This is a genomic window from Ruegeria sp. (assembly GCF_040830605.1).
In the GTDB taxonomy this organism is placed as follows: Bacteria; Pseudomonadota; Alphaproteobacteria; order Rhodobacterales; family Rhodobacteraceae; genus Ruegeria.
This window is the reverse complement of record NZ_JBFOMD010000009.1, coordinates 262,497-282,106: the sequence shown is the minus strand read 5'-3', so window position 1 is coordinate 282,106 and position 19,610 is coordinate 262,497. Positions and strand designations below refer to the sequence as shown.

At 62.9% G+C, this 19,610-nt stretch carries 17 protein-coding genes and 1 tRNA gene; 13 read left to right on the top strand and 5 right to left on the bottom strand.

The features are described 5' to 3' along the window. Positions 1–101: 101 nt before the first annotated feature. From AB3N21_RS15295 to AB3N21_RS15240, 12 genes are all read left to right on the top strand, one after another. The gene (locus AB3N21_RS15295; protein ID WP_367936017.1) at positions 102–905 is read left to right on the top strand and encodes a DeoR/GlpR family DNA-binding transcription regulator; all 804 of its coding nucleotides are present in this window, start codon (positions 102–104) and stop codon (positions 903–905) included. Next, entirely contained in the window at positions 889–1,662 is a 774-nt protein-coding gene (locus AB3N21_RS15290; protein ID WP_367936016.1) for an inositol monophosphatase family protein, read from the top strand. Before AB3N21_RS15295 ends, AB3N21_RS15290 begins: the two co-directional genes overlap by 17 nt. A 3-nt stretch (positions 1,663–1,665) precedes the next feature. Further along, positions 1,666–3,366, top strand: coding sequence for a Na/Pi cotransporter family protein (locus AB3N21_RS15285; RefSeq protein WP_367936015.1), 1,701 nt, complete (start codon positions 1,666–1,668; stop codon positions 3,364–3,366). Next, positions 3,363–4,112: an N-formylglutamate amidohydrolase gene (locus tag AB3N21_RS15280; protein WP_367936014.1), complete on the top strand. Its 750-nt coding sequence runs from the start codon at positions 3,363–3,365 to the stop codon at positions 4,110–4,112. The genes AB3N21_RS15285 and AB3N21_RS15280 overlap by 4 nt, the downstream gene beginning before the upstream one ends. Next, on the top strand, positions 4,109–5,470 hold the full coding sequence (locus AB3N21_RS15275) for a glutamine synthetase family protein (RefSeq protein ID WP_367936013.1): 1,362 nt from the start codon (positions 4,109–4,111) through the stop codon (positions 5,468–5,470). The genes AB3N21_RS15280 and AB3N21_RS15275 overlap by 4 nt, the downstream gene beginning before the upstream one ends. Positions 5,471–5,568: 98 nt before the next feature. Then, complete coding sequence (locus tag AB3N21_RS15270) at positions 5,569–6,951, top strand: aldehyde dehydrogenase family protein (RefSeq protein WP_367936012.1); 1,383 nt, start codon at positions 5,569–5,571, stop codon at positions 6,949–6,951. Continuing rightward, positions 6,948–8,093 carry an iron-containing alcohol dehydrogenase gene (locus tag AB3N21_RS15265; RefSeq protein ID WP_367936011.1) on the top strand — a complete coding sequence of 382 codons (1,146 nt, stop codon included), beginning with the start codon at positions 6,948–6,950 and terminating at the stop codon, positions 8,091–8,093. The genes AB3N21_RS15270 and AB3N21_RS15265 overlap by 4 nt, the downstream gene beginning before the upstream one ends. Before the next feature lie 75 nt (positions 8,094–8,168). Beyond that, positions 8,169–9,008: an EamA family transporter gene (locus AB3N21_RS15260; RefSeq protein ID WP_367936010.1), complete on the top strand. Its 840-nt coding sequence runs from the start codon at positions 8,169–8,171 to the stop codon at positions 9,006–9,008. A 434-nt stretch (positions 9,009–9,442) separates the two neighbouring features. Next, the gene (locus AB3N21_RS15255) at positions 9,443–10,567 is read left to right on the top strand and encodes an extracellular solute-binding protein (protein WP_367936009.1); all 1,125 of its coding nucleotides are present in this window, start codon (positions 9,443–9,445) and stop codon (positions 10,565–10,567) included. A 124-nt stretch (positions 10,568–10,691) separates the two neighbouring features. Beyond that, the gene (locus tag AB3N21_RS15250) at positions 10,692–11,804 is read left to right on the top strand and encodes an ABC transporter ATP-binding protein (RefSeq protein WP_367936008.1); all 1,113 of its coding nucleotides are present in this window, start codon (positions 10,692–10,694) and stop codon (positions 11,802–11,804) included. A 12-nt stretch (positions 11,805–11,816) separates the two neighbouring features. Next, positions 11,817–12,737, top strand: coding sequence for an ABC transporter permease (locus tag AB3N21_RS15245; RefSeq protein ID WP_367936007.1), 921 nt, complete (start codon positions 11,817–11,819; stop codon positions 12,735–12,737). Further along, complete coding sequence (locus tag AB3N21_RS15240) at positions 12,734–14,020, top strand: ABC transporter permease subunit (RefSeq protein ID WP_367936006.1); 1,287 nt, start codon at positions 12,734–12,736, stop codon at positions 14,018–14,020. Before AB3N21_RS15245 ends, AB3N21_RS15240 begins: the two co-directional genes overlap by 4 nt. A 131-nt stretch (positions 14,021–14,151) precedes the next feature. Here the strand turns inward: AB3N21_RS15240 and AB3N21_RS15235 are convergent. The 5 genes from AB3N21_RS15235 to AB3N21_RS15215 form a co-directional block, all read right to left on the bottom strand. Next, a tRNA-Glu gene (locus tag AB3N21_RS15235) sits at positions 14,152–14,226 on the bottom strand. 104 nt (positions 14,227–14,330) lie between these two features. Next, positions 14,331–16,079: a single-stranded-DNA-specific exonuclease RecJ gene (gene recJ, locus AB3N21_RS15230; RefSeq protein ID WP_367936145.1), complete on the bottom strand. Its 1,749-nt coding sequence runs from the start codon at positions 16,077–16,079 to the stop codon at positions 14,331–14,333. Between the two features lie 93 nt (positions 16,080–16,172). Continuing rightward, positions 16,173–17,150 carry a class II fructose-bisphosphatase gene (gene glpX, locus AB3N21_RS15225; protein WP_367936005.1) on the bottom strand — a complete coding sequence of 326 codons (978 nt, stop codon included), beginning with the start codon at positions 17,148–17,150 and terminating at the stop codon, positions 16,173–16,175. Positions 17,151–17,224: 74 nt separating this feature from the next. Beyond that, positions 17,225–18,511, bottom strand: a complete 1,287-nt coding sequence (locus AB3N21_RS15220) for a homoserine dehydrogenase (RefSeq protein ID WP_367936004.1) — start codon at positions 18,509–18,511, stop codon at positions 17,225–17,227. 102 nt (positions 18,512–18,613) lie between these two features. Further along, the gene (locus tag AB3N21_RS15215; RefSeq protein WP_367936003.1) at positions 18,614–18,901 is read right to left on the bottom strand and encodes a hypothetical protein; all 288 of its coding nucleotides are present in this window, start codon (positions 18,899–18,901) and stop codon (positions 18,614–18,616) included. A gap of 99 nt (positions 18,902–19,000) precedes the next feature. Here AB3N21_RS15215 and AB3N21_RS15210 point away from each other — a divergent pair, with 99 nt between their 5' ends. Beyond that, complete coding sequence (locus AB3N21_RS15210; protein ID WP_367936002.1) at positions 19,001–19,600, top strand: TetR/AcrR family transcriptional regulator; 600 nt, start codon at positions 19,001–19,003, stop codon at positions 19,598–19,600. Positions 19,601–19,610 lie beyond the last annotated feature (10 nt).

Below are 19,610 nucleotides of genomic sequence, written 5' to 3'. Positions count from 1 at the left end.
GGCCAAAACCCCTGACTGCAGGCAGAATCAGCAAAAATGCTTGATCGTTGACCGATTCCCGTGTCTTCATGTGGGAAGATTTGGATTTTTTGGGGAAAGATGTGAAAAAGCGGGCACCTCATACCCATCGCGAGTTGGAGTTGCTGGATGCGTTGCGCCGTTTGGGCGGCGCTGCGCGGAACTCAGACCTGGCCAAGACACTGGACGTGTCGGAAGAGACTGTGCGCCGCACCATCAAGGCGCTATCGAAATCCGGGGCAATCGAGCGGGTGCATGGCGGCGCCTATCTGGCCGGTACCCAGGGCGACCCGAGCTTCTTCCGCCGGATTGCACAGCACTCTGACGAGAAACGTCTGATCGGAGCAAAGGTCGCCGCGATGGTGCGCGAAGGCATGACGTTGTTTCTGGATGTCGGCTCGACCACGGCCTTTGTTGCTGAGGAACTGCGCCAGCGCAGCAATCTGACCGTTGTCACGAATTCCATCGGAGTGGCGCAGACACTGGTCGGTGTGAACAACAACCGGGTGCATCTGCTAGGCGGTGAAATGCAAAGTGATGAGCGGGGATCGTTCGGGCACGTCACGCACCGGCAGGCGCGTCGGTTTGCATTCGATCTTGCCGTTTTGAGCACGGACGCAATTTCGGCGCGTCAGGGGTTCCTGTACCTGAGTGCCGCCGAAGCCGACCTCGCTTCGGTTGTTGCCGACAGCGCCGAGCGGTCGTTGGTGGCTGTGGCGCATTTCAAATATGGCGAGACGGCCCCGTATTGCGGCCCCGACCCCCGCCGGGTGCACGACATGGTGACGGACCTGGCGCCCGAGGGTGAGTTGGCGGCAGCGTTCAGAGACTGGGGGATCAAGATTCATTTGGCGACCGGAGCAGAAAGCCGTGCTGGTAAGAAGTGATTATGCGGCTCATGCAGCGCAGATGGCCGAGCTTGCCGCCGAGGCGGCGCGCGGCTACTTTCGTGGGCGCCTCGGGGTCGAGTTCAAAGCCGATGAAAGCCCGGTAACGCAAGCCGACAAGGGCGTCGAGGCGCAGGTGCGCGCGTATCTGGCAGAGCATTTTCCTGATCACGGTGTCTTTGGCGAAGAGCATGGCGTCGAAGGGCTGGACCGCAAGCATGTCTGGATCATCGACCCCATCGACGGGACCCGCTCGTTCCTGTCCGGTCATCCGTTATTCGGTTTTCTGCTGGGGCATCTGGTGGATGGCGTGCCGCAGCTCGGCGTGATCGGTATGCCGGCGCTGGGTGAGGTGTTTCTGGGCGTGCAGGGGCAGGGGGCGACACTGAATGGCGAGCCCGTTCGCGTGTCGGACAAGACCCGGCTGGACCGCTCGATCCTGTTCGTGAACGAGGGCGACAAAATCCACCGTGACCATCCGGCGCTGTTCGACCGGCTGATGCGGTCGGGACAGACTAGGCGCTTTGCCTATGACTGCTATCCGCACGCCCTGCTGGCGGCAGGGCATGTGGATGCAGTGATCGACTATGACCTGCAACCCTATGATTTCCTTCCGGTTCTAGCGGTTGTCGAAGCTGCGGGCGGTGTGATGACCGATTGGGACGGCAAGCCCCTTAGCCTGAATTCGGATGGCCGTGTGATCTCGGCGGCGACGCTCGAACTGCATGCCGAGATGCTGGAACTGGTGTGTGGGTAGGCCATGGCGATCGTCAGCTTCATCATAAGCCTTGCCGGAGCGACGATGCTGCTGCTCTACGCGGTGCGCATGGTGCGCACGGGGATCGAGCGCAGCTATGGCGCCTCGTTCCAGCGGGTGATGACCGGGCAGCGCAGCTATGCGCAGGCCAGCCTTGTGGGCATTGTGATGGCCATCGTGCTGCAAAGCTCGGCGGCGGTGGCGCTGCTGACCTCGGGCTTTGCCGTCGGCGGGATGCTGAGTTTTCCGGCGGGGCTGGCCATCGTGCTGGGCGGCGATCTGGGCTCGGCCCTGATCATCCAGATCCTGTCGTTCCGGCTGGACTGGCTGGTGCCAATGCTGCTGGCTGTGGGCGGTTATCTTTTCGTCAAGGCCGAGGCCAAGCGGCCACGCCAGATGGGGCGCATCCTGATGGGGATTGCCTTCATCCTAATCTCGCTGCGCTTTCTGCGTGAGGCGATGGACCCGATCCGCGACAGCGCCTTTCTGCCTGCCATCGCCGGGTATCTGGCACGCGACTACATCACCGCGTTTCTGGTTGGCGGCGCGCTGGCCTTTGTCATGCATTCCTCGGTTGCGGCGATCCTGATGTGCGTGACGCTGGTGCAGATTGACGCCATCCCCTTCGCGGCCGGTCTGTCGCTGGTGCTCGGCGCCAATTTCGGCTCAGCCTTCATTCCGGTGTGGCTGACGCGCGGCATGGAGTTACCGGCGCGGCGCATCCCCTTCGCCAATCTGGCGCTGCGCGGCACTTGGGCAGTGGTCACCCTATTTGCTGCGAACATGGCGCTGCGCAACGGCCTTTTGGGCGATTTGCAGGGCGGGCAGATGCTGGTCAACGCGCATCTGGCGTTTAACGCGTCGCTGTTGGTGCTGGCCCTGCCGTTCTGCGCTCGCCTGCGCGCACCATTTGAGCAGCTGCTGCCCGAACCGAAGAACGCCGATGCGACCGTGCAGCCGGGCCGCACTGCCAGCGCGCTGGACCTGCGCAATATCGGCAGCCCCAGTCAGGCGCTCTCCAGCCTCAAACGCGAACTCTTACGGATGAGCGATTTGGTCGAGGCGATGTTCCGCCCGTCGCTGGAGCTTTACCGCAGCGGCGACAAGGAGCAGATGCGCGCGGTCCGGGATGTTGATGAGGACGTGAACGAGTGCCTCTCGGGCGTGCGCAAATTTGTCGCCGCAATTCCAGCCGAGGAGTTCGGCAAGGACAACGCCAAAGTGGCGCGCGATCTGATGGAATACGCCATCCGGCTGGAAACCGCGGGCGATGTGGTGGCCAAGCGCCTGACCGTGCTGGCAGGCGACATGCGCAAAAAGGGGGCTTCATTCTCCAAGGACGGCTGGTCGGAATTGGTTGAGATGCATGAAGGCATTCTGGCCAACATGAAGCTGGCCTCGAACGTGCTGATTTCCGACGATCTGGAAAGCGCCCGGCTGCTGAGCCTTGAGAAAACCGAGATCAAGCGGGCCGAACGCGATAGCCGCAAGCGCCACCTCAAGCGCCTGCAGCACGGAACCACCGAGAGCTTTGAGACCAGTGATATCCATCTGGAAACCCTGCGCGCGTTCCGCGAGTTCAACAGCCATATCGCCGCCGTGGCCTATCCGATCCTCTATCGCAACGGCCAGCTGTTGGAGACGCGGCTGATCGAGGAAATGCCGCAGATGGAGGATAGCCCGGATGCGGAGGTCAAGGGATGACAGCTCCGGTCGAGGTTCTGAATGCAGCGGGCAGGGGCCGGGTGGTTCTACTTTGTGAGCATGCCAGCAACCGCATCCCGGCGGAATATGACGGATTGGGCCTGTCCGAGGCGGATCGCGTCAGCCATGCCGCCTGGGATCCGGGCGCGCGGGCGCTGACGTTGCGTTTGTCACAGGCGCTGGACGCACCGGTTGTGGCCTCGACCGTGTCGCGGCTGGTCTATGACTGCAACCGCCCGCCCGAGGCGGCCAGCGCCATGCCGGAGAAATCGGAAATGATCGGGGTGCCGGGCAACGTGGGGCTCAGCCAGCAGGCGCGCGATGCGCGCGTTGCAGCGATCTACGCGCCGTTTTGCGAGGCGGTCGCGCAGGTGCTCTATACGCGCGGACCCGAGACGGTGCTGGTGACAGTACATTCCTTCACACCGGTCTATTTCGACCAGCCACGGGCGGTAGAGCTGGGCCTCTTGCACGATGAGGACAGCCGATTGATCGATGCCATGCTCGATCATGCAGGTCGCATCCCACACCGCCGCATCGAACGCAATGAACCTTATGGCCCTGCGGATGGGGTCACCCATTCGCTGCGGTTGCACGCGCTTGGCCGGGGGCTGGCCAATGTGATGCTAGAAGTGCGCAACGATCTGCTGCGGACAGACGAACAGGTTGCCGCAATGGCACAGGATATTCTGGCGCTGCTCGAACCGGCGCTGAACGAAATCACGATCAAGGAGGAGGCATCGTGAGCGGAACTCTCGGTTTTGAGGACCTCAGGGCGCAGGTGGCCGCCGGTGAGGTGGATACGGTTCTGGTCTGCATGGTGGACATGCAGGGCCGCCTGATGGGCAAGCGCTTTCACGCCGGCCATTTCGTTGCCGGTGCCTGGGAAGAGACCCATTGCTGCAACTACCTGCTGGCCACCGATCTGGAAATGGGAACGCCCGACGGCTATGCCTCGACCAGTTGGGAGCGGGGCTATGGCGATTACGTCATGAAGCCCGATCTCGACACCCTGCGTCCGGTGCCATGGCTGGAGGGCACGGTGATGGTTATGTGCGATGTGCTGGATCATCACACGCATAAAGAGGTGCCGCATGCTCCGCGCGCGATCCTGAAGAAGCAGGTGAACCGGCTGAAGGGCATGGGCTATGACGCGATGGCCGCGACCGAGCTGGAGTTTTTCCTGTTCGAAAAAAGCTTTGATCAGATCCGCAAGGAAGGCTTTCGTGATCTGGAGCCGATCTCGGGCTACAACGAGGATTATCACATCCTTCAGACCACCAAGGAAGAGCATGTGATGCGCCCGATCCGCAACCATTTGTGGGATGCGGGCATTCCGGTCGAGAACTCGAAGGGTGAGGCAGAGACCGGGCAGGAAGAGTTGAACATCAAATATGCACCGGCGATGGCGACGGCAGAATATCACTCGATCGCCAAGAATGCGGTGAAAGAGATCGCGTGGCAGCATGGTCATGCAGCGACCTTCCTGCCGAAATGGCATCATCAAAAGGTGGGCAGTTCTTCGCATGTACATCAGTCGCTGTGGAAGGATGGGCAGCCTGCGTTTTATGATGCAGGGGATGCGTTGGGCATGTCGGCGCTGATGAAAAGCTACATGGCCGGTCTTTTGAAATACGCCGCCGATTATACCTATTTCATGGCGCCTTACATCAACAGCTACAAGCGGTTCATGAAGGGCACCTTTGCGCCGACGCGGATCATCTGGTCGGTGGACAACCGCACCGCCGGGTTCCGCCTGTGCGGCGACGGCACCAAGGCGGTGCGGATCGAGTGCCGGATTCCGGGCTCGGACATGAACCCCTATCTCGCCATGGCCGGGATGCTGGCCGCCGGGATCGCCGGGATCGAGGAGGGGCTGGAGTTGCAGCCGCCGACCAAGGGCGACGTCTATCAGGGCGAGACGGGGATGATCCCCGGCACGCTGAAGGACGCGCGCGATGCGCTGAACGGTTCGGGGATGCTGAGGGCGGCGATGGGGGATGACGTGGTCGACCATTACACCCGCGCCGCAGAGGTGGAGATCGAGGAATTCGAGCGTGTGGTGACGGATTGGGAAGTGGCCCGCGGGTTCGAGCGGGCGTAAGCCGATGGGTCCGGGCGCGGCGCGCCCGGAGGCCTTCGGCGAGAGTATTTGGGAAAAGATGAAGCGGGGTGCGCCCTGCGAACAGTCAAGAGGTTGGGATGGCCCAGACACTGAAATGTATCTCACCGATCGACGGGTCGGTGTTTGCTGAGCGCGACACCTTGTCGCGCGAGGGCGCGTTCGAGGCTGCGGCGCGGGCGCGGGCGGCGCAGGCGGGATGGGCCGCGCGTCCGTTGCAGGAGCGGATCGATCTGGTGATGGCGGGCGTGGCCGCTGTGGGCGCGATGAATGACGAGATCGTGCCGGAACTGGCCCACATGATGGGCCGCCCGGTGCGCTATGGCGGCGAGTTCGGCGGTTTCAACGAGCGTGCCAGTCATATGGCGGCGATTGCTGAAACGTCTTTGGCCGATATCGCCGTGGGTGAGGATGAGACGTTCAAGCGCTATATCAAGCGCATCCCGCATGGGGTGGTGTTTGTCGTGGCGCCTTGGAACTACCCGTACATGACAGCGATCAACACGGTCGCTCCGGCATTGATTGCGGGCAATACGGTGATCCTGAAACATGCGACCCAGACCCTGCTGGTGGGGGAGCGCATGGCCCAGGCCTTTCTTTCGGCCGGTGTGCCCGGGGACGTGTTCCAGAACGTGTTTCTAAGCCATGATGTGACCAACGATCTGATTGCGGGCAATGCGTTCGACTTCGTGAACTTCACCGGCTCGGTCGGGGGCGGTCAGGCGATGGAGCGTGCGGCGGCGGGCACTTTTACCGGTGTCGGCACCGAGTTGGGCGGCAAGGACCCGGGCTATGTGATGGAAGACGCCGATCTGGATGCAGCGGTCGATACGCTGATCGATGGGGCGATGTTCAACTCGGGTCAGTGCTGCTGTGGGATCGAGCGGATCTATGTTCACGAAAGCCTCTATAATGACTTCGTTGCCAAGGCGGTGGAGATCGTGAAGGGCTTTAAGCTAGGCAATCCGCTGGCCAGCGAGACGACGATTGGCCCGATGGCTAGTGTACGTTTTGCCGACGAGGTGCGGGCGCAGATTGCCGAGGCGGTCGAGGCCGGTGCCGTGGCCCATATCGACACTTTCGCTGAGGATGATGGCGGGGCCTATCTGACCCCGCAGATCCTGACAAACGTCACCCATGACATGCGGGTGATGCGGGATGAGAGCTTTGGCCCCGTTGTGGGCATTATGAAAGTGTCCTCGGATGACGAGGCCGTCGCGCTGATGAATGACAGCGAGTTCGGCCTGACGGCCAGCCTCTGGACCCGTGACGTGGATCGTGCAGCACGGGTCGGCGACCAAATCGAGACCGGCACCGTGTTCATGAACCGGGCCGATTATCTGGACCCGGGCCTCTGCTGGACCGGCTGCAAGAATACCGGGCGCGGTGGCGGCCTCTCGGTTATCGGCTATCACAACCTGACCCGTCCCAAATCTTACCATCTGAAGAAGGTGACATCATGAGCCTTGTTGGAAACTGGTCCTATCCGACCGCGATCAAGTTCGGTGCTGGCCGCATCCGGGAACTGCCCGAGGCCTGTGCAGCGGCGGGCATGAAGCGCCCCCTGCTGGTCACCGACAAGGGGTTGGCCGATCTGCCGATTACCAAGGCGACTCTGGATATCATGGAGGCCGCTGGCCTGGGCCTGGGCCTGTTCAGCGATGTTGACCCGAACCCGAACGAACAGAACCTCGACGCGGGGGTCGCCGCCTACAAGGCGGGCGGCCATGACGGGGTGGTCGCGTTCGGCGGCGGCTCGGGTCTGGATCTGGGCAAGATGGTAGCCTTCATGGCCGGTCAGACGCGGCCTGTCTGGGATTTCGAGGATATCGGCGACTGGTGGACCCGCGCCGACGCCGATGCCATCGCACCGATCATCGCGGTGCCGACAACGGCCGGCACGGGTTCGGAGGTGGGCCGCGCCAGCGTCATCACCAATTCCGAGACCCACGCCAAGAAGATCATCTTCCATCCCAAGGTTTTGCCGACCGTGGTGATCTGCGATCCGGAACTGACGGTGGGGATGCCGAAATTCATCACTGCCGGCACCGGGCTTGACGCCTTTGCACACTGCGTCGAGGCGTTCTCGAGCCCGCATTACCACCCGATGTCTCAGGGCATCGCGCTGGAGGGGATGCGGTTGGTCAAAGATTACCTGCCGCGCGCCTTTGCAGATGGCGCTGATACCGAGGCCCGCGCCCAGATGATGAGCGCGGCGGCGATGGGCGCAACCGCCTTCCAGAAAGGCCTTGGCGCAATCCACGCCATGAGCCATCCGGTGGGCGCGCATTTCAACACCCATCACGGCACCACCAATGCGGTCTGCATGCCTGCGGTGCTCGATTTCAATGCGCCTGCCATCGCCGACCGCTTCGACACGGCAGCGGCCTATCTGGGGATTGGCGGCGGGTTCGATGGGTTCCGCGCCTTCGTGCAGGAGTTCAACGATAGCCTCGGCATTCCGCGCAGCCTCTCGGATCTGGGCGTGACCGCCGAGGCGGTCCCCGAGCTGGTCAGGGGCGCGATCACCGACCCGTCTTGCGGCGGCAACCCGATCGAACTGACCGAAGAGAACCTGACCGGCCTCTTCAACGCGGCGCTGTGACCGGCGGACTGACATATGACCTGACCAACCGGCCCGCGTTGAGGGCCGGTCCTTCCTCGCGCGAAAGGCCCGCACGTGACACTCTTCGTCATCGCCATCATCCTGTCGGCGGCGCTGCTGCACGCCGTCTGGAACGCCATCGTGAAAACGGCGGCCGACCGGACCACCACGCTGGGGCTTGTGGCCTTTGGCCATGTGATCCCCGCAGGGATCATGGTGGTACTGCTGCCGCTGCCCAGTGCCGAGAGCTTTCCCTACATCCTGCTCTCGACCGTGGTGCATTTCGGATACTACTTCATGCTGGGCAAGGCCTATCAGCATGGAGATCTGAGTGTCGTCTATCCCATCGCCCGCGGCATCGTGCCCGCGCTGGTATCGCTTTGGGCGATGGTCCTGGTGGGCGAGGTGCTGCCATGGCAGGCCTGGGGTGGGATCGCCCTGATCGCCCTAGGCATCCAACTGAGCAGTTGGAAGGCGCTGCGCTCAGGCGTGGGCCGGGCGGCACTGGGCTTTGCGCTGGGCACCGGGTTCTGCATCTCGATCTATTCGGTGGTGGACGGGATCGGGGTACGGCTGTCGGGCAATACGCTCAGCTATTGGGCCTGGGGCGCTTTTTTGCACCTCTTCATCGCCGGTTTCGTGGGTATCCGGAAACGCGCCGTTCTGGCGCAACTGCCCGCCAAGGTCTGGATGACCGGCATTGTCGGCGGACTGGTGTCGATGACGGCGTACGGGCTGGTGCTATATGCCAAGAACTTCGCGCCGCTCGGGGCGGTGTCGGCGCTCAGGGAAACCTCGGTGATCTTTGCCGCGCTGATCGGGTTCGTCTTCCTCAAGGAAGGCAACTGGATGCGGCGGCTGGGAGCTGCGGTTCTGATGGCCTTGGGCGTTGCGCTGATCGGCATGGCGGTCTGAGGCTCGGGGGGCGGTCGCTGTTACCTTGCAGGAGGTCGCGCCGGACCGCGATGCGGCCGGAAAATGTGCTAGATTGGTACCGTGATGCCGGACCACCTGCTTTGCTGTCAGGCCAATGCGCCGGGAACAACAAGAAACGGCGGTCGCGCAGTCACAACTGGGGGAAGCAGACGTGAGATTGACCTGCGAGATGACCCGTCGGTGCAAAAGGCCTGAAACTGCGTTTAAGCAATGGTTTCAGGATCATGCAAAGACACAGCGCATCGTTTCGTCGGCTGCGCCGATCCCAAAACTTCGGCAAAAAACGAGTGATCGCATCTGGACCTACCAAAATATGAAACTGTCACTTTAGGAGAGTAGAAAGCACCGCAAAGACTTCACGTATAACCAAGAAAAACAACGCCAAATCAGTCCAAAAAACGGGAGAGTAACTAATGGCTGTAGAATCAACTGTAACCCGCCGCTCGGTTCTGAAGGGGGCTGGCGCTGCGGCACTGGCCGCACCGCTTTATTCCAAGAGCGCGCTGGCATCCTCGGGTGAGATCAACATCCTGATGTGGTCGGACTACCTGCCGCCGTCCTTCATCTCCGAGTTCGAAAGCGAAACCGGCATCAAGGTGAACTACACTGGTATCGGTTCGAACGAGGAAATCATCAACAAGATGAAGGCCACCAAGGGTCAGGGTTTCGACATCGTGTCGCCAACCAACAACCGCTCGCTTCAGTGGGAGCCGCTGGAGCTGCTGCAGCCCTTCGACATGGGCAAGGTCAATGTCGACGCGGTGAACCCGGCAATGGCCAAGATCGGCACCGACGCGTGGAACTTCGGCGGCAACGGCGTGCACTGGCTGCCGCATATCTGGGGCACCGAGGGCATCGCCTATCGCACCGACAAGTGGCTGCCCGAGGGCGACGCGCCGTCTTACGGCGACGTCTGGTCGGAAGAGAACGCGGGCAAGACCATGGGCCGCGCGCATTCGATGATGCTGGGCGCGGGCCTTTACATGGAGCGCTCGGGCGAGATGGAGCCGGGCTCGATCTGGGCCGCTTACGGCGACGAGGAAACCATGCGCAAGGTCTGGGGCCAGGTGGCCGACTGGTGTATCGCCCGCAAGGATCGCATCAAGCTGATCTGGAACGATGCCGACACCCAGAAGAACGGCCTGCTGAACGAAGGTGTGGTCGTCGGTCAGACTTGGGACGGCCCGCCGCTGGCACTGAAGGCCGCCGGTGAGCCGGTGCACTATCAGGCGCCGGTCGAGGGTGCGATGGCCTGGGTCGACGGCGTCTCGATGCCGACGGGTGCGGCCAATATCGACCAGATCTATGCCTTCCTCGAGTTCGCTTATCGCAAGGAACCTGCGGGCGTGGCCATCGACAGCCACGGCTACAACTCGCCGGTTCTGGGCGCCGATACCTTCGCGGGTAACGTCTACAAGAAGAACTTTGCCGAGGCCTATCCCGGCGACTCGCTGGCCAACTTGAACCCGTGGCCGGCCGAGGCACCCTGGTATGCCGAGGTCCGGACCGAGTTCGTCAACAAGTTCAAGAGCGCCTGATCGCCCTGAATGCGGGTCCCCTGTGCACGTGCAGGGGGCCCTCTTTGTATGTGCCGCGCGCGCAAAGACAAGAAACAAATGTGGCCGTACCACGCGGAACCGCATTGCGAGGGAGAAACAAAAGATGAGTGCTGGGGTCGGAGTCGATCTGGAAAACCTTTGGATCCGGTTCGGAGATTTTGTCGCCGTGCGCGACGCGAATGTGAACATCAACGGGGGCGATTTCTTCTCGTTCCTCGGGCCCTCGGGCTGTGGCAAGACGACGATCCTGCGCGCGGTGTCGGGCTTTCTTGAGCCGTCCGAGGGCAATGTCCTGATCGGCGGAAACAACATGAAGGGCATCGGGCCGAACAAGCGCCCCACCGCGCTGATCTTTCAGAACCTGGCGCTGTTCCCGCTGATGAAGGTGTGGGAGAACATCACCTTTTCGATGGAGATCAAGGGCGCCAGCAGCGCCGAGCGCCGCAAGCGCGCCGATGAGCTGCTGGACATGATCGCGCTACCGGATCAGGGCGACAAGCTGCCCAGCGAGTTGTCGGGTGGCCAGCGTCAGCGGGTGGCGATTGCCCGGGCGCTTTGTGCCGAACCGGATGTGCTGCTGCTGGATGAACCGCTCTCGGCGCTCGACCTCAAGCTGCGCCAGCACATGAGGACCGAGCTGCGCGAGATTCAGAAACGCGTCGGCATCACCTTTATCTACATCACCCATGACCAGGGTGAGGCGCTGACCATGTCGGACGACATTGCCGTGATGCGCGCCGGTGTGATCGACCAGATCGCCGATGGCAAGACCATCTACAACGACCCTTCGACCGCATTTGCGGCCTCTTTCGTAGGCGAAAACAACGTCTTCCGTGGCAAGGTTAAACAAGTCATGGGAAGCGAAGCGCTGATCACCACCAACCGCTCAGGCGATCTGGTGGCGCGGATCTCGACCGCCAATCAGGGCAAGATGAAAGAGGGGGACGAGGCGATGATGTTCATCCGCCCCGAGGCTTTCGCCATCGCGCCCGACGGCGTCACCGGGGATCATTTCGTGACCGCCTCGGTCACACATGAGGAGTTCGAGGGCAACGTCTTCAACATCTTCACCGAGGGTGAGGGCGGCAAGGAGATCAAGGTGTCGATCCCGAATCTGGGCCAATCCTTTGAATCCCATACCGGTCAGGCGATCACGCTGGAATATGAGACCCGCAACGCGGTGGTCGTTCCGGCGGGCGAACTGGCTGCGGAATAAGGAGGCCTGACAATGCCCGGCTTCCTCAAGGAGTTCCTCAACCGCAACGGCACCGGAATGGGGCTGGCGATTCTGGGCCTGGTCCTCTTCTGGACCATTGGCCTGATCATCCTGCCGCAGCTGTCGATGCTCGACTTTTCGTTCCGTCCCAACCTGCCGCCGCCCGAGATCGGCGGGCCCAAGGACGTTTACACGCTGGAGAACTACAAATACCTTGTCTACGGCCCCGAAGGCGGCAGCCAGGACTACAACGTCGTGGATCTGAGGATCTTTTTTCGCACGCTGATCGCGGCGGTCTGCGTGACGATCTTCAACCTGATCCTGTGCTATCCCATCGCCTATTATCTCGGCCAGACCAAGGGCAACCACATCCGCGTCTTCGCGCTGATGCTGATCATCCCCTACTGGATCAACGAGATCCTGCGCGCCTTTGCGCTGCGCATCATCTTTGGTGAGACCGGGGTGCTGAACACGGTGCTTGTGGGCGTGGGCATCTTCGACACGCCCTTCGACTTCATCCGCAACGACATCGCGCTTTATGCCGGTCTGGGATACGCCTACATCCTGCTGATGATCTTCCCGATCTACAATGTGATCGAAAGTCTGGATCACAACCAGATCGAGGCGGCACGGGATCTGGGAGCGCCCTGGTGGCGTATCCACTGGCGGGTCGTTGTGCCTTATGCCAAGCCGGGCATCAGCTCGGGCTGCACTATGGTTTTCATGCTCAGCGCGGGCGCGTTGGCGGCTCCGCAGATCCTTGGCGGGCCATCGTCGTTGTGGTTCACGCAGCTGATCTATCAGCAGTTCAATGACAACAACGACTGGCCGCAGGGGGCCGCCTACGCCATCGTTCTGCTGGTGACCTGCATCCTGTTCGTGCTGGCCGTGATGCGGCTGTTCAAGGTGAACATGGGGGATATCGGGAAATGAACACTTCCTTCCTCCGCATAAGCGTCTGGGTCTATCTGGCGATCTTCTTCGCCTATCTGCTCGGGCCGCTGGTGATTATGTCGATCACCGCTTTCAACTCGTCCGAGTTCCCAAGAGCCACGCCGTGGGAATGCCTCACCTTCGACTGGTTCAGCGCCCTGTTTCAGGATCAGCGCATCCTGAACGGCATCAAGAACTCGCTGATCATCGGGCTTGGCACTGTCGTGCTGTCGGTGGCGATGGGTCTGGCGGGGGCGCTGATGCTCACCCAAATCTGGCCAAAGCTGCGCGCCTCCTACTACACGATCATCATCGCACCGATCCTGATCCCGGGCGTGGTTCTGGGTATCTCGACGCTGGTGTTCTGGGACCGGATCAACCGGTTCCTGGGGCTGGGGGCGGACAGCTTCCTGTCGAACGGCATCTTCCTGACGGTGATCGGCCAGTCCACCTTCATCGCCAGCTACTGTATGCTGGTGCTGGTGGCGCGTTTGCAGCGTTATGACGTGGCACTGACCGAGGCGGCGCTGGATCTGGGCGCGACCCACGCGCAGGCCTTCCGCAAGATCCTGTTGCCCTTCATGCGTCCGGCGATTGCCTCGGCCGCGGTGCTGGCGTTCCTCGCCTCGTTCGAGAACTACAACACCACGACCTTCACCTTCGGCGAATATCCGACGCTTACCATCGAGCTGGCGCAGAAGGTGCGCTACGGCATTACCCCGGCGATCTCGGCACTGGCCTTCATCATTGTGGTGCTGACCGTGTTCTTCGCGCTGCTCAACGAAGCGAGCATCAAGCGCAAGGAGGTGGTCGCTGCCGCGCGCCGTCAGGCAACGGTGGGTGAGGTGACCGGCAAGGTCAGACTGCCCGGCTTCTTCACCGGCAACGCGGCTGCGGTGGTGTTGGTGGTCTTTGCCATCGCCACGATCTCGGTCGTGGGCACGGCGACGGTTTACAGCCCTGCGCAGTGCATCGCCGACGTCAAGGAGCAGAAGCGCCTTGAGGCCGAGAAGCGCATTCAGGAGTTGCGCAAGAAGCGTGAGGAGCAGCGCAAGCAACGTGAGGCCGAACAGGCCGAACAGGCCGAGCAAGGCGAAGCGCAGCAGTCGGCTCCGAAACCGTCCAACAACAGCGGCTTCGGCAATGTCTTCGCTCCGAACACGCTGAGCGGTGAGGGAGAGGACGACGTACCAGACACCGATACCGATGAGCAGCCGTCCGGCGGCAATGGCGGTTTCGGAGGGGCCTTCGATCCGAACTCACTGCAAAGTCCGAGCGAGTAACCCGCCAGCGCACGCAAGAGAACCTCCGGGCCGGATCGGTCCGGGGGTTTTTTCTTGCCCGCACAATGGAGGCAGCAACATCGCACAAAAACAGCGCGATCTGTGAGGCTATCATGATAAGCGGAGAAAAGTGGCAGCCCGTAGGGGAATCGAACCCCTCTTTCCAGGTTGAAAACCTGGCGTCCTAACCGATAGACGAACGGGCCACGCTGGCTTGTGGAGCGCCTTTTACGTATTACCGCCCAACCCCGCAAGCGGAAAAATGCGGTTTGGTGAAAGTTTTTTACGCGGTTCCTGAGGGCCCATGTTTTCAGTCATTTCCGACGTCTGCGGCATCCTCGAGACGCAGTTGAACGCTTTGCCGGCCACCCCATGTGTTGATCTCAAGCCGCCCGGCAAAATGGAACCGCGCGCCGCCATGATTGGACAGACGCTCGCCCAACGGGCCGTCGAAGGCGCCAAAGGCGATGGCGTCCAGCCCGCCGGACATCCCGTCCGACAGCGAGAGTTTCAGATGCGAGTCTCCCACCCGTTTGGCAAAGCGCACTTGGAGGCCGGGCAGGGCAAAGCGCGGGGCAGGGGCGCCGGCACCAAAGGGCCCGGCCTGTTCGATCTGTTCGATCAGGTCGACGGTGGCGGCCTTGGGCATCAGCGCCCCGTCCAGTTTCAGATCGGCAGGCCCGCCCTGACTGGCGCCTTGCTTGGCCAGCAGCTCTGACAGACGCTCCATCGCCGGTTCCAACTTGTCGCGCATCACCGTCAACCCGGCAGCCATCTTGTGCCCACCGCCCTTGACCAACAGCCCTTCGGCGGCCAGCCGCTGGATCGACGCGCCCAGATCGACGCCCGAGACCGACCGGCCCGAACCCTTACCCTCATCCCCGTCAAAGCCGATGACGATGGCGGGCCGGTTGGCCGCCTCCTTGAGCCGCGAGGCGACGATGCCGACGACGCCCGGGTGCCAGCCATCGGCCGCCGCCCAGACCAGCGGTGCTTCCAATCCCCGTTGCTCGGCCTGCTCAAGTGCGGCGGCGCGCACGGTGTTCTCGATCTCGCGCCGCTCGGTGTTCAACTCATCCAGCCGCTGCGCCAGCGCCTCGGCCTCGACCATCGACTCGGTCGAAAGCAGCCGCGCGCCCAAATCCGCCTGACCGATCCGCCCGCCCGCGTTGACGCGCGGACCCAGCAAAAAACCCAGATGGTAGGAGCTTGGCGCCGCATCCATCCGCGACACATCCGACAGCGCCACCAGCCCGGGCCGATGCCGCTGCGCCATCACCTTGAGCCCCTGCCGCACCAACGCCCGGTTCGCCTCGATCAGCGGCGCCACATCGGCCACCGTGGCCAGCGCCACCAGATCCAGCAGGGCCATCAGATCGGGCCCTTTCGCCCTGGCCTCACGCAGTTGCCGCCCTGCCTCGACCAGCATCAGGAAAACGACACCAGCCGCACAGAGATAGCCCAGATCGCCGCTCTCGTCCTGCCGGTTGGGGTTCACCACGGCCACGCAGTCGGGTAAGGTCTCGCCGCCCAGATGGTGATCCAGAACGATGACATCCGCGTCCTTCGCGGCGGCGATGGGCTCATGGCTCAGCGTGCCGCAATCGACACAAATGATCAGATCGTGGCGTGTCGCAAGCTCCTGCATGGCGGGCACGTTCGGGCCGTAGCCTTCGTCGATCCGGTCCGGCACATAGAGCGTCGCCTGCAGCCCCATCTGCCGCAACCAGACCAGCAGCAGCGCGGCTGAGCTGCCACCATCCACGTCATAATCGGCAAAGACCGCGATCCGTTCATTGCGTTGCACCGCCTGCAGAAACCGCGTGGCGGCGACCTCCATATCCTTCATTCCGCGCGGGTCGGGCAACAGCTCCTTCAAAGTCGGCGCCAGAAACCCCTTGGCCTCCATCGCCGGAACGCCCCTTCGGGCCAACACCTGACAGACCGCGCGCGGCAGGCTGGTTTGCTGCGCCATCATCTCGGACGCGCGTTCCAACTCAACCGAAGGCCCGACCCAGCGCCGCCCCGTCAGTGACTGCTCAACCCCAAGAAAACTCACCGCGTCTCCCAATGTACCAAGACCGGGCCCATCGCGGACCCGGCCCTTCATCTTTTTACAAATACTCCCGCCGGAGGCAGCGGCGCAAGCCGCTTACTGATGCGGCGCCAGCGGCGTGCGATAAGACATGCGCCGGACCGAACCGGTCTTCGAGCGCATCAGCAGCGTTGTGGTCTCGACCCAGCCTGGCTCGCGTTTGATACGCGGCAGCAGCGAGCCGCCGGTCACGCCGGTGGCGGCAAAGATCACGTCCTGCGTCACCATCTCGTCGCGGGCATAGACCCGGTCCAGATCGGTGATGCCCGCCTTGGCGGCGCGGCCACGCTCGTCATCGTTGCGGAAGAGGAGGCGGCCAAAAATCTGCCCGCCCATGCATTTCAGCGCCGCAGCGGCCAGAACGCCCTCGGGCGCACCGCCCTGGCCCATATACATGTCGATGCCGGTCTCTTCAGCCTCCGCACAGTGCATGACACCGGCCACGTCGCCGTCGGTGATCAGCCGGATCGAGGCGCCGGTTTCACGCACTTCCGAGATCATCGCCTCGTGCCGCGGACGCTCCAGAATGCACACGGTAATGTCGGAAGGATCACAGCTCTTGGCTTTCGCCAACGCCTCGACCCGTTCGCGGGGCGACATGTCCAGCATCACCACGCCCGGCTCATAGCCCGGACCGATGGCCAGCTTGTCCATGTACACATCCGGCGCGTGCAGCATCGAGCCGCGCGGACCCATGGCGATCACCGTCAGCGCGTTCGGCATGTCCTTGGCGGTCAGCGTGGTGCCCTCGAGCGGGTCCAGCGCGATATCGACGCCCGGGCCTTTGCCGGTGCCGACCTCTTCGCCGATATAAAGCATCGGCGCCTCGTCACGCTCGCCCTCGCCGATCACCACAACACCTGCGATGTCCAGCAGGTTCAACTGTTCGCGCATGGCGTTCACGGCGGCCTGGTCGGCGGCCTTTTCATCGCCACGACCCACCAGCGAGGCCGAGGCCAGCGCCGCCTGTTCGGCAACGCGGGCCAGACCCAGCGACAGCATGCGGTCATGGAAGGTGGTGTCGTCAGAGCTCATGTCACTATCCCTTGGTCATTGAAGACGTTTCAACGGGCATAGCCCGTCCCGCCCGGCCTCTGCAAGAGGAAGGCTCAGAGCTCTTCGATGCGCAGGGCGACGGGCTCAAGCGCGACGACGTCTGTTTCCTTCAACGCCGAAAGCGCCTCGTCCAACGCCGCACGGGTTGTCTTGTGGGTCACGATCAGCACCGGAGCCGTACTGTTGGTGTGGCCATATTGGCGCATCCGGTCGATCGAGATGCCGGCCTCACCCAGAATGGCCGCGACCTTGGCCAGCGCGCCGGGTTTGTCCAGCAGCGCCGTGCGCAGGTAGTAAGGCGCGGGCAGGCCGGTGCGGGCCGGTTGCGCCGCTTCCAGCGTATCGGCGGGTTGGCCAAAAGTCGGGATGTGCAGCCCGCGCGCCAGATCACAGATATCGCCCAATACGGCGCTGGCGGTTGGGCCTTCGCCCGCGCCGGGGCCGCGCAGCACGATCTGCTCGACCGCGTCGCCCTCGACCACCACCATGTTGGTGCCGCCCTCAAGCTGCCCCAGCGGCGAGTCGGCAGGCACCAGACAGGGCTGCATCCGCTGCTCAAGCCCGCGGGGCGAACGCTGCGCTACGCCCAAAAGCTTGATGCGATAGCCCATGTCCGAGGCCTGCCGGATATCTTCCAACTCAATCCGCTGGATGCCTTCAACTTCGATGCCGTCGAAATTGGGTCTGGTGCCGTAGGCGATCGAGGCCAGCAGCGTCAGCTTGTGCGCCGCGTCGATGCCGCCGACGTCCAGATTGGGATCGGCTTCGAGATACCCCAGCTTGGCGCATTCGTCGAACAGGGCGTTATAGCCGAGCCCCTGCGATTCCATCCGGGTCAGGATGTAATTGCAGGTGCCGTTCATGACGCCCATGACCCTGGTGATGCCGTTTCCGGCCAGCCCTTCGGTCAGCGCCTTGATCACCGGGATGCCGCCCGCAACGGCGGCCTCGAACCGGATCACGCGGCCCGCCGCCTCGGCCTGTTCGGCCAGCGCCTGCCCGTGGATGGCCAGCAGCGCCTTGTTGGCGGTGACCACATCCTTGCCGCTCGCCAGCGCTGCCTCGGTCGCGTCCTTTGCGGCCCCTTCCGAGCCGCCCATCAGTTCGACAAAGACGTCGATATCGTCGCGTTTGGCCAGCGCCACGGGGTCGGTTTCCCAGGCATATCCCGACAGGCTGACGCCCCTATCCTTGTCCGCGTCGCGGGCCGAGACCGCCACGATCTCGATCCGGCGGCCCGTGCGCGCCGCAAGCAGATCGGCCTGGCGCCGGATGATCCGGACCACGCCCACGCCAACGGTCCCCAAACCTGCAATCCCAAGCCGCAGCGCCTGTGTCATCCTGAGGGTCCCTTTCTGCTCGAAGATCCGGCCGCCACCGGCCCGTCCGTTGCCGCGTGCCTTAGCCGGTTCGGGGCAGGGGCGCAATGCACCGATGTGGGATCAGCCGTCGATATCCTGTTCCAGACGGTCGCGGGCGGTGTCATCGACCACCGGAGCCTGCAAAAGCCGGGCGCGCGCTGCCAATTGGTCGCGGCGCGCGGTCAGCTGATCCTCCAACTCGGAGGCCTCCTGCTGCGGATTGGGTGGTGGGCCAAGCGCGTCGTCCAGCGGGATCAGCCGGGGGTACGGCGCGTTGCGCAGATCCGGGGTCAACCGCTCGTCCAACGCGGGCACCTGCGTGCAACCGGCAAGGGCAATCAGCAATATAGCGCGGGACAGAACGGGCATCGGGATCTCTTTGGCTGTGGCCTGAGTGTTTGATGCCCGTTTCGGTGCGGCGGATCAAGCGGGGTTCTATCTGAACGCATGTTCAGATAGCGTGACGGCATGGCACGTACCCAAGGTTCCCATTCCGATATAACCGGCCCGCGCATTCAGGCGGCGGCGCTGAGGCTGTTTGCGCAGTATGGCTATGCCGCCGTCTCGATGCGCCAGATCGCGGGTGAGGTCGGCGTGCAGGCGGGGGCGCTTTATAATTACATACCCGATAAGCAGAGCCTGCTGTTCCGTCTGATGAAAACCCATATGGATGAGCTGCTCGCGGCATGGGCGGGTCAGGACCGCTCGGGCGATCCACTGCGGCGGCTCGAGGCGTTCACCCGATTTCACATCGGCTATCACCTGCAGCGCCCCGACGAGGTGTTCATCGCCTATATGGAGCTGCGCAATCTGGACCCGGAGAATTTCTCGGCCATCGAAGGGCTGCGCCGGGCCTATGAGAACGAGTTGGAAGCGATCCTGCAGGATGGTGTGGCTCAGGGACAGTTCGACGTGCCCGACCCGCGTATCGCGACGCTGGGGGTGATCGCGATGCTGACCGGGGTCAATACCTGGTACCGGCCCGAAGGGCGCTTGTCGGGCGAGCAGGTGGCCGACGCCTACTGGCAGATGGTGTGCAAGACCGTGGGCGCGCAGAGCAGGGACTGAGCGCGCCCTA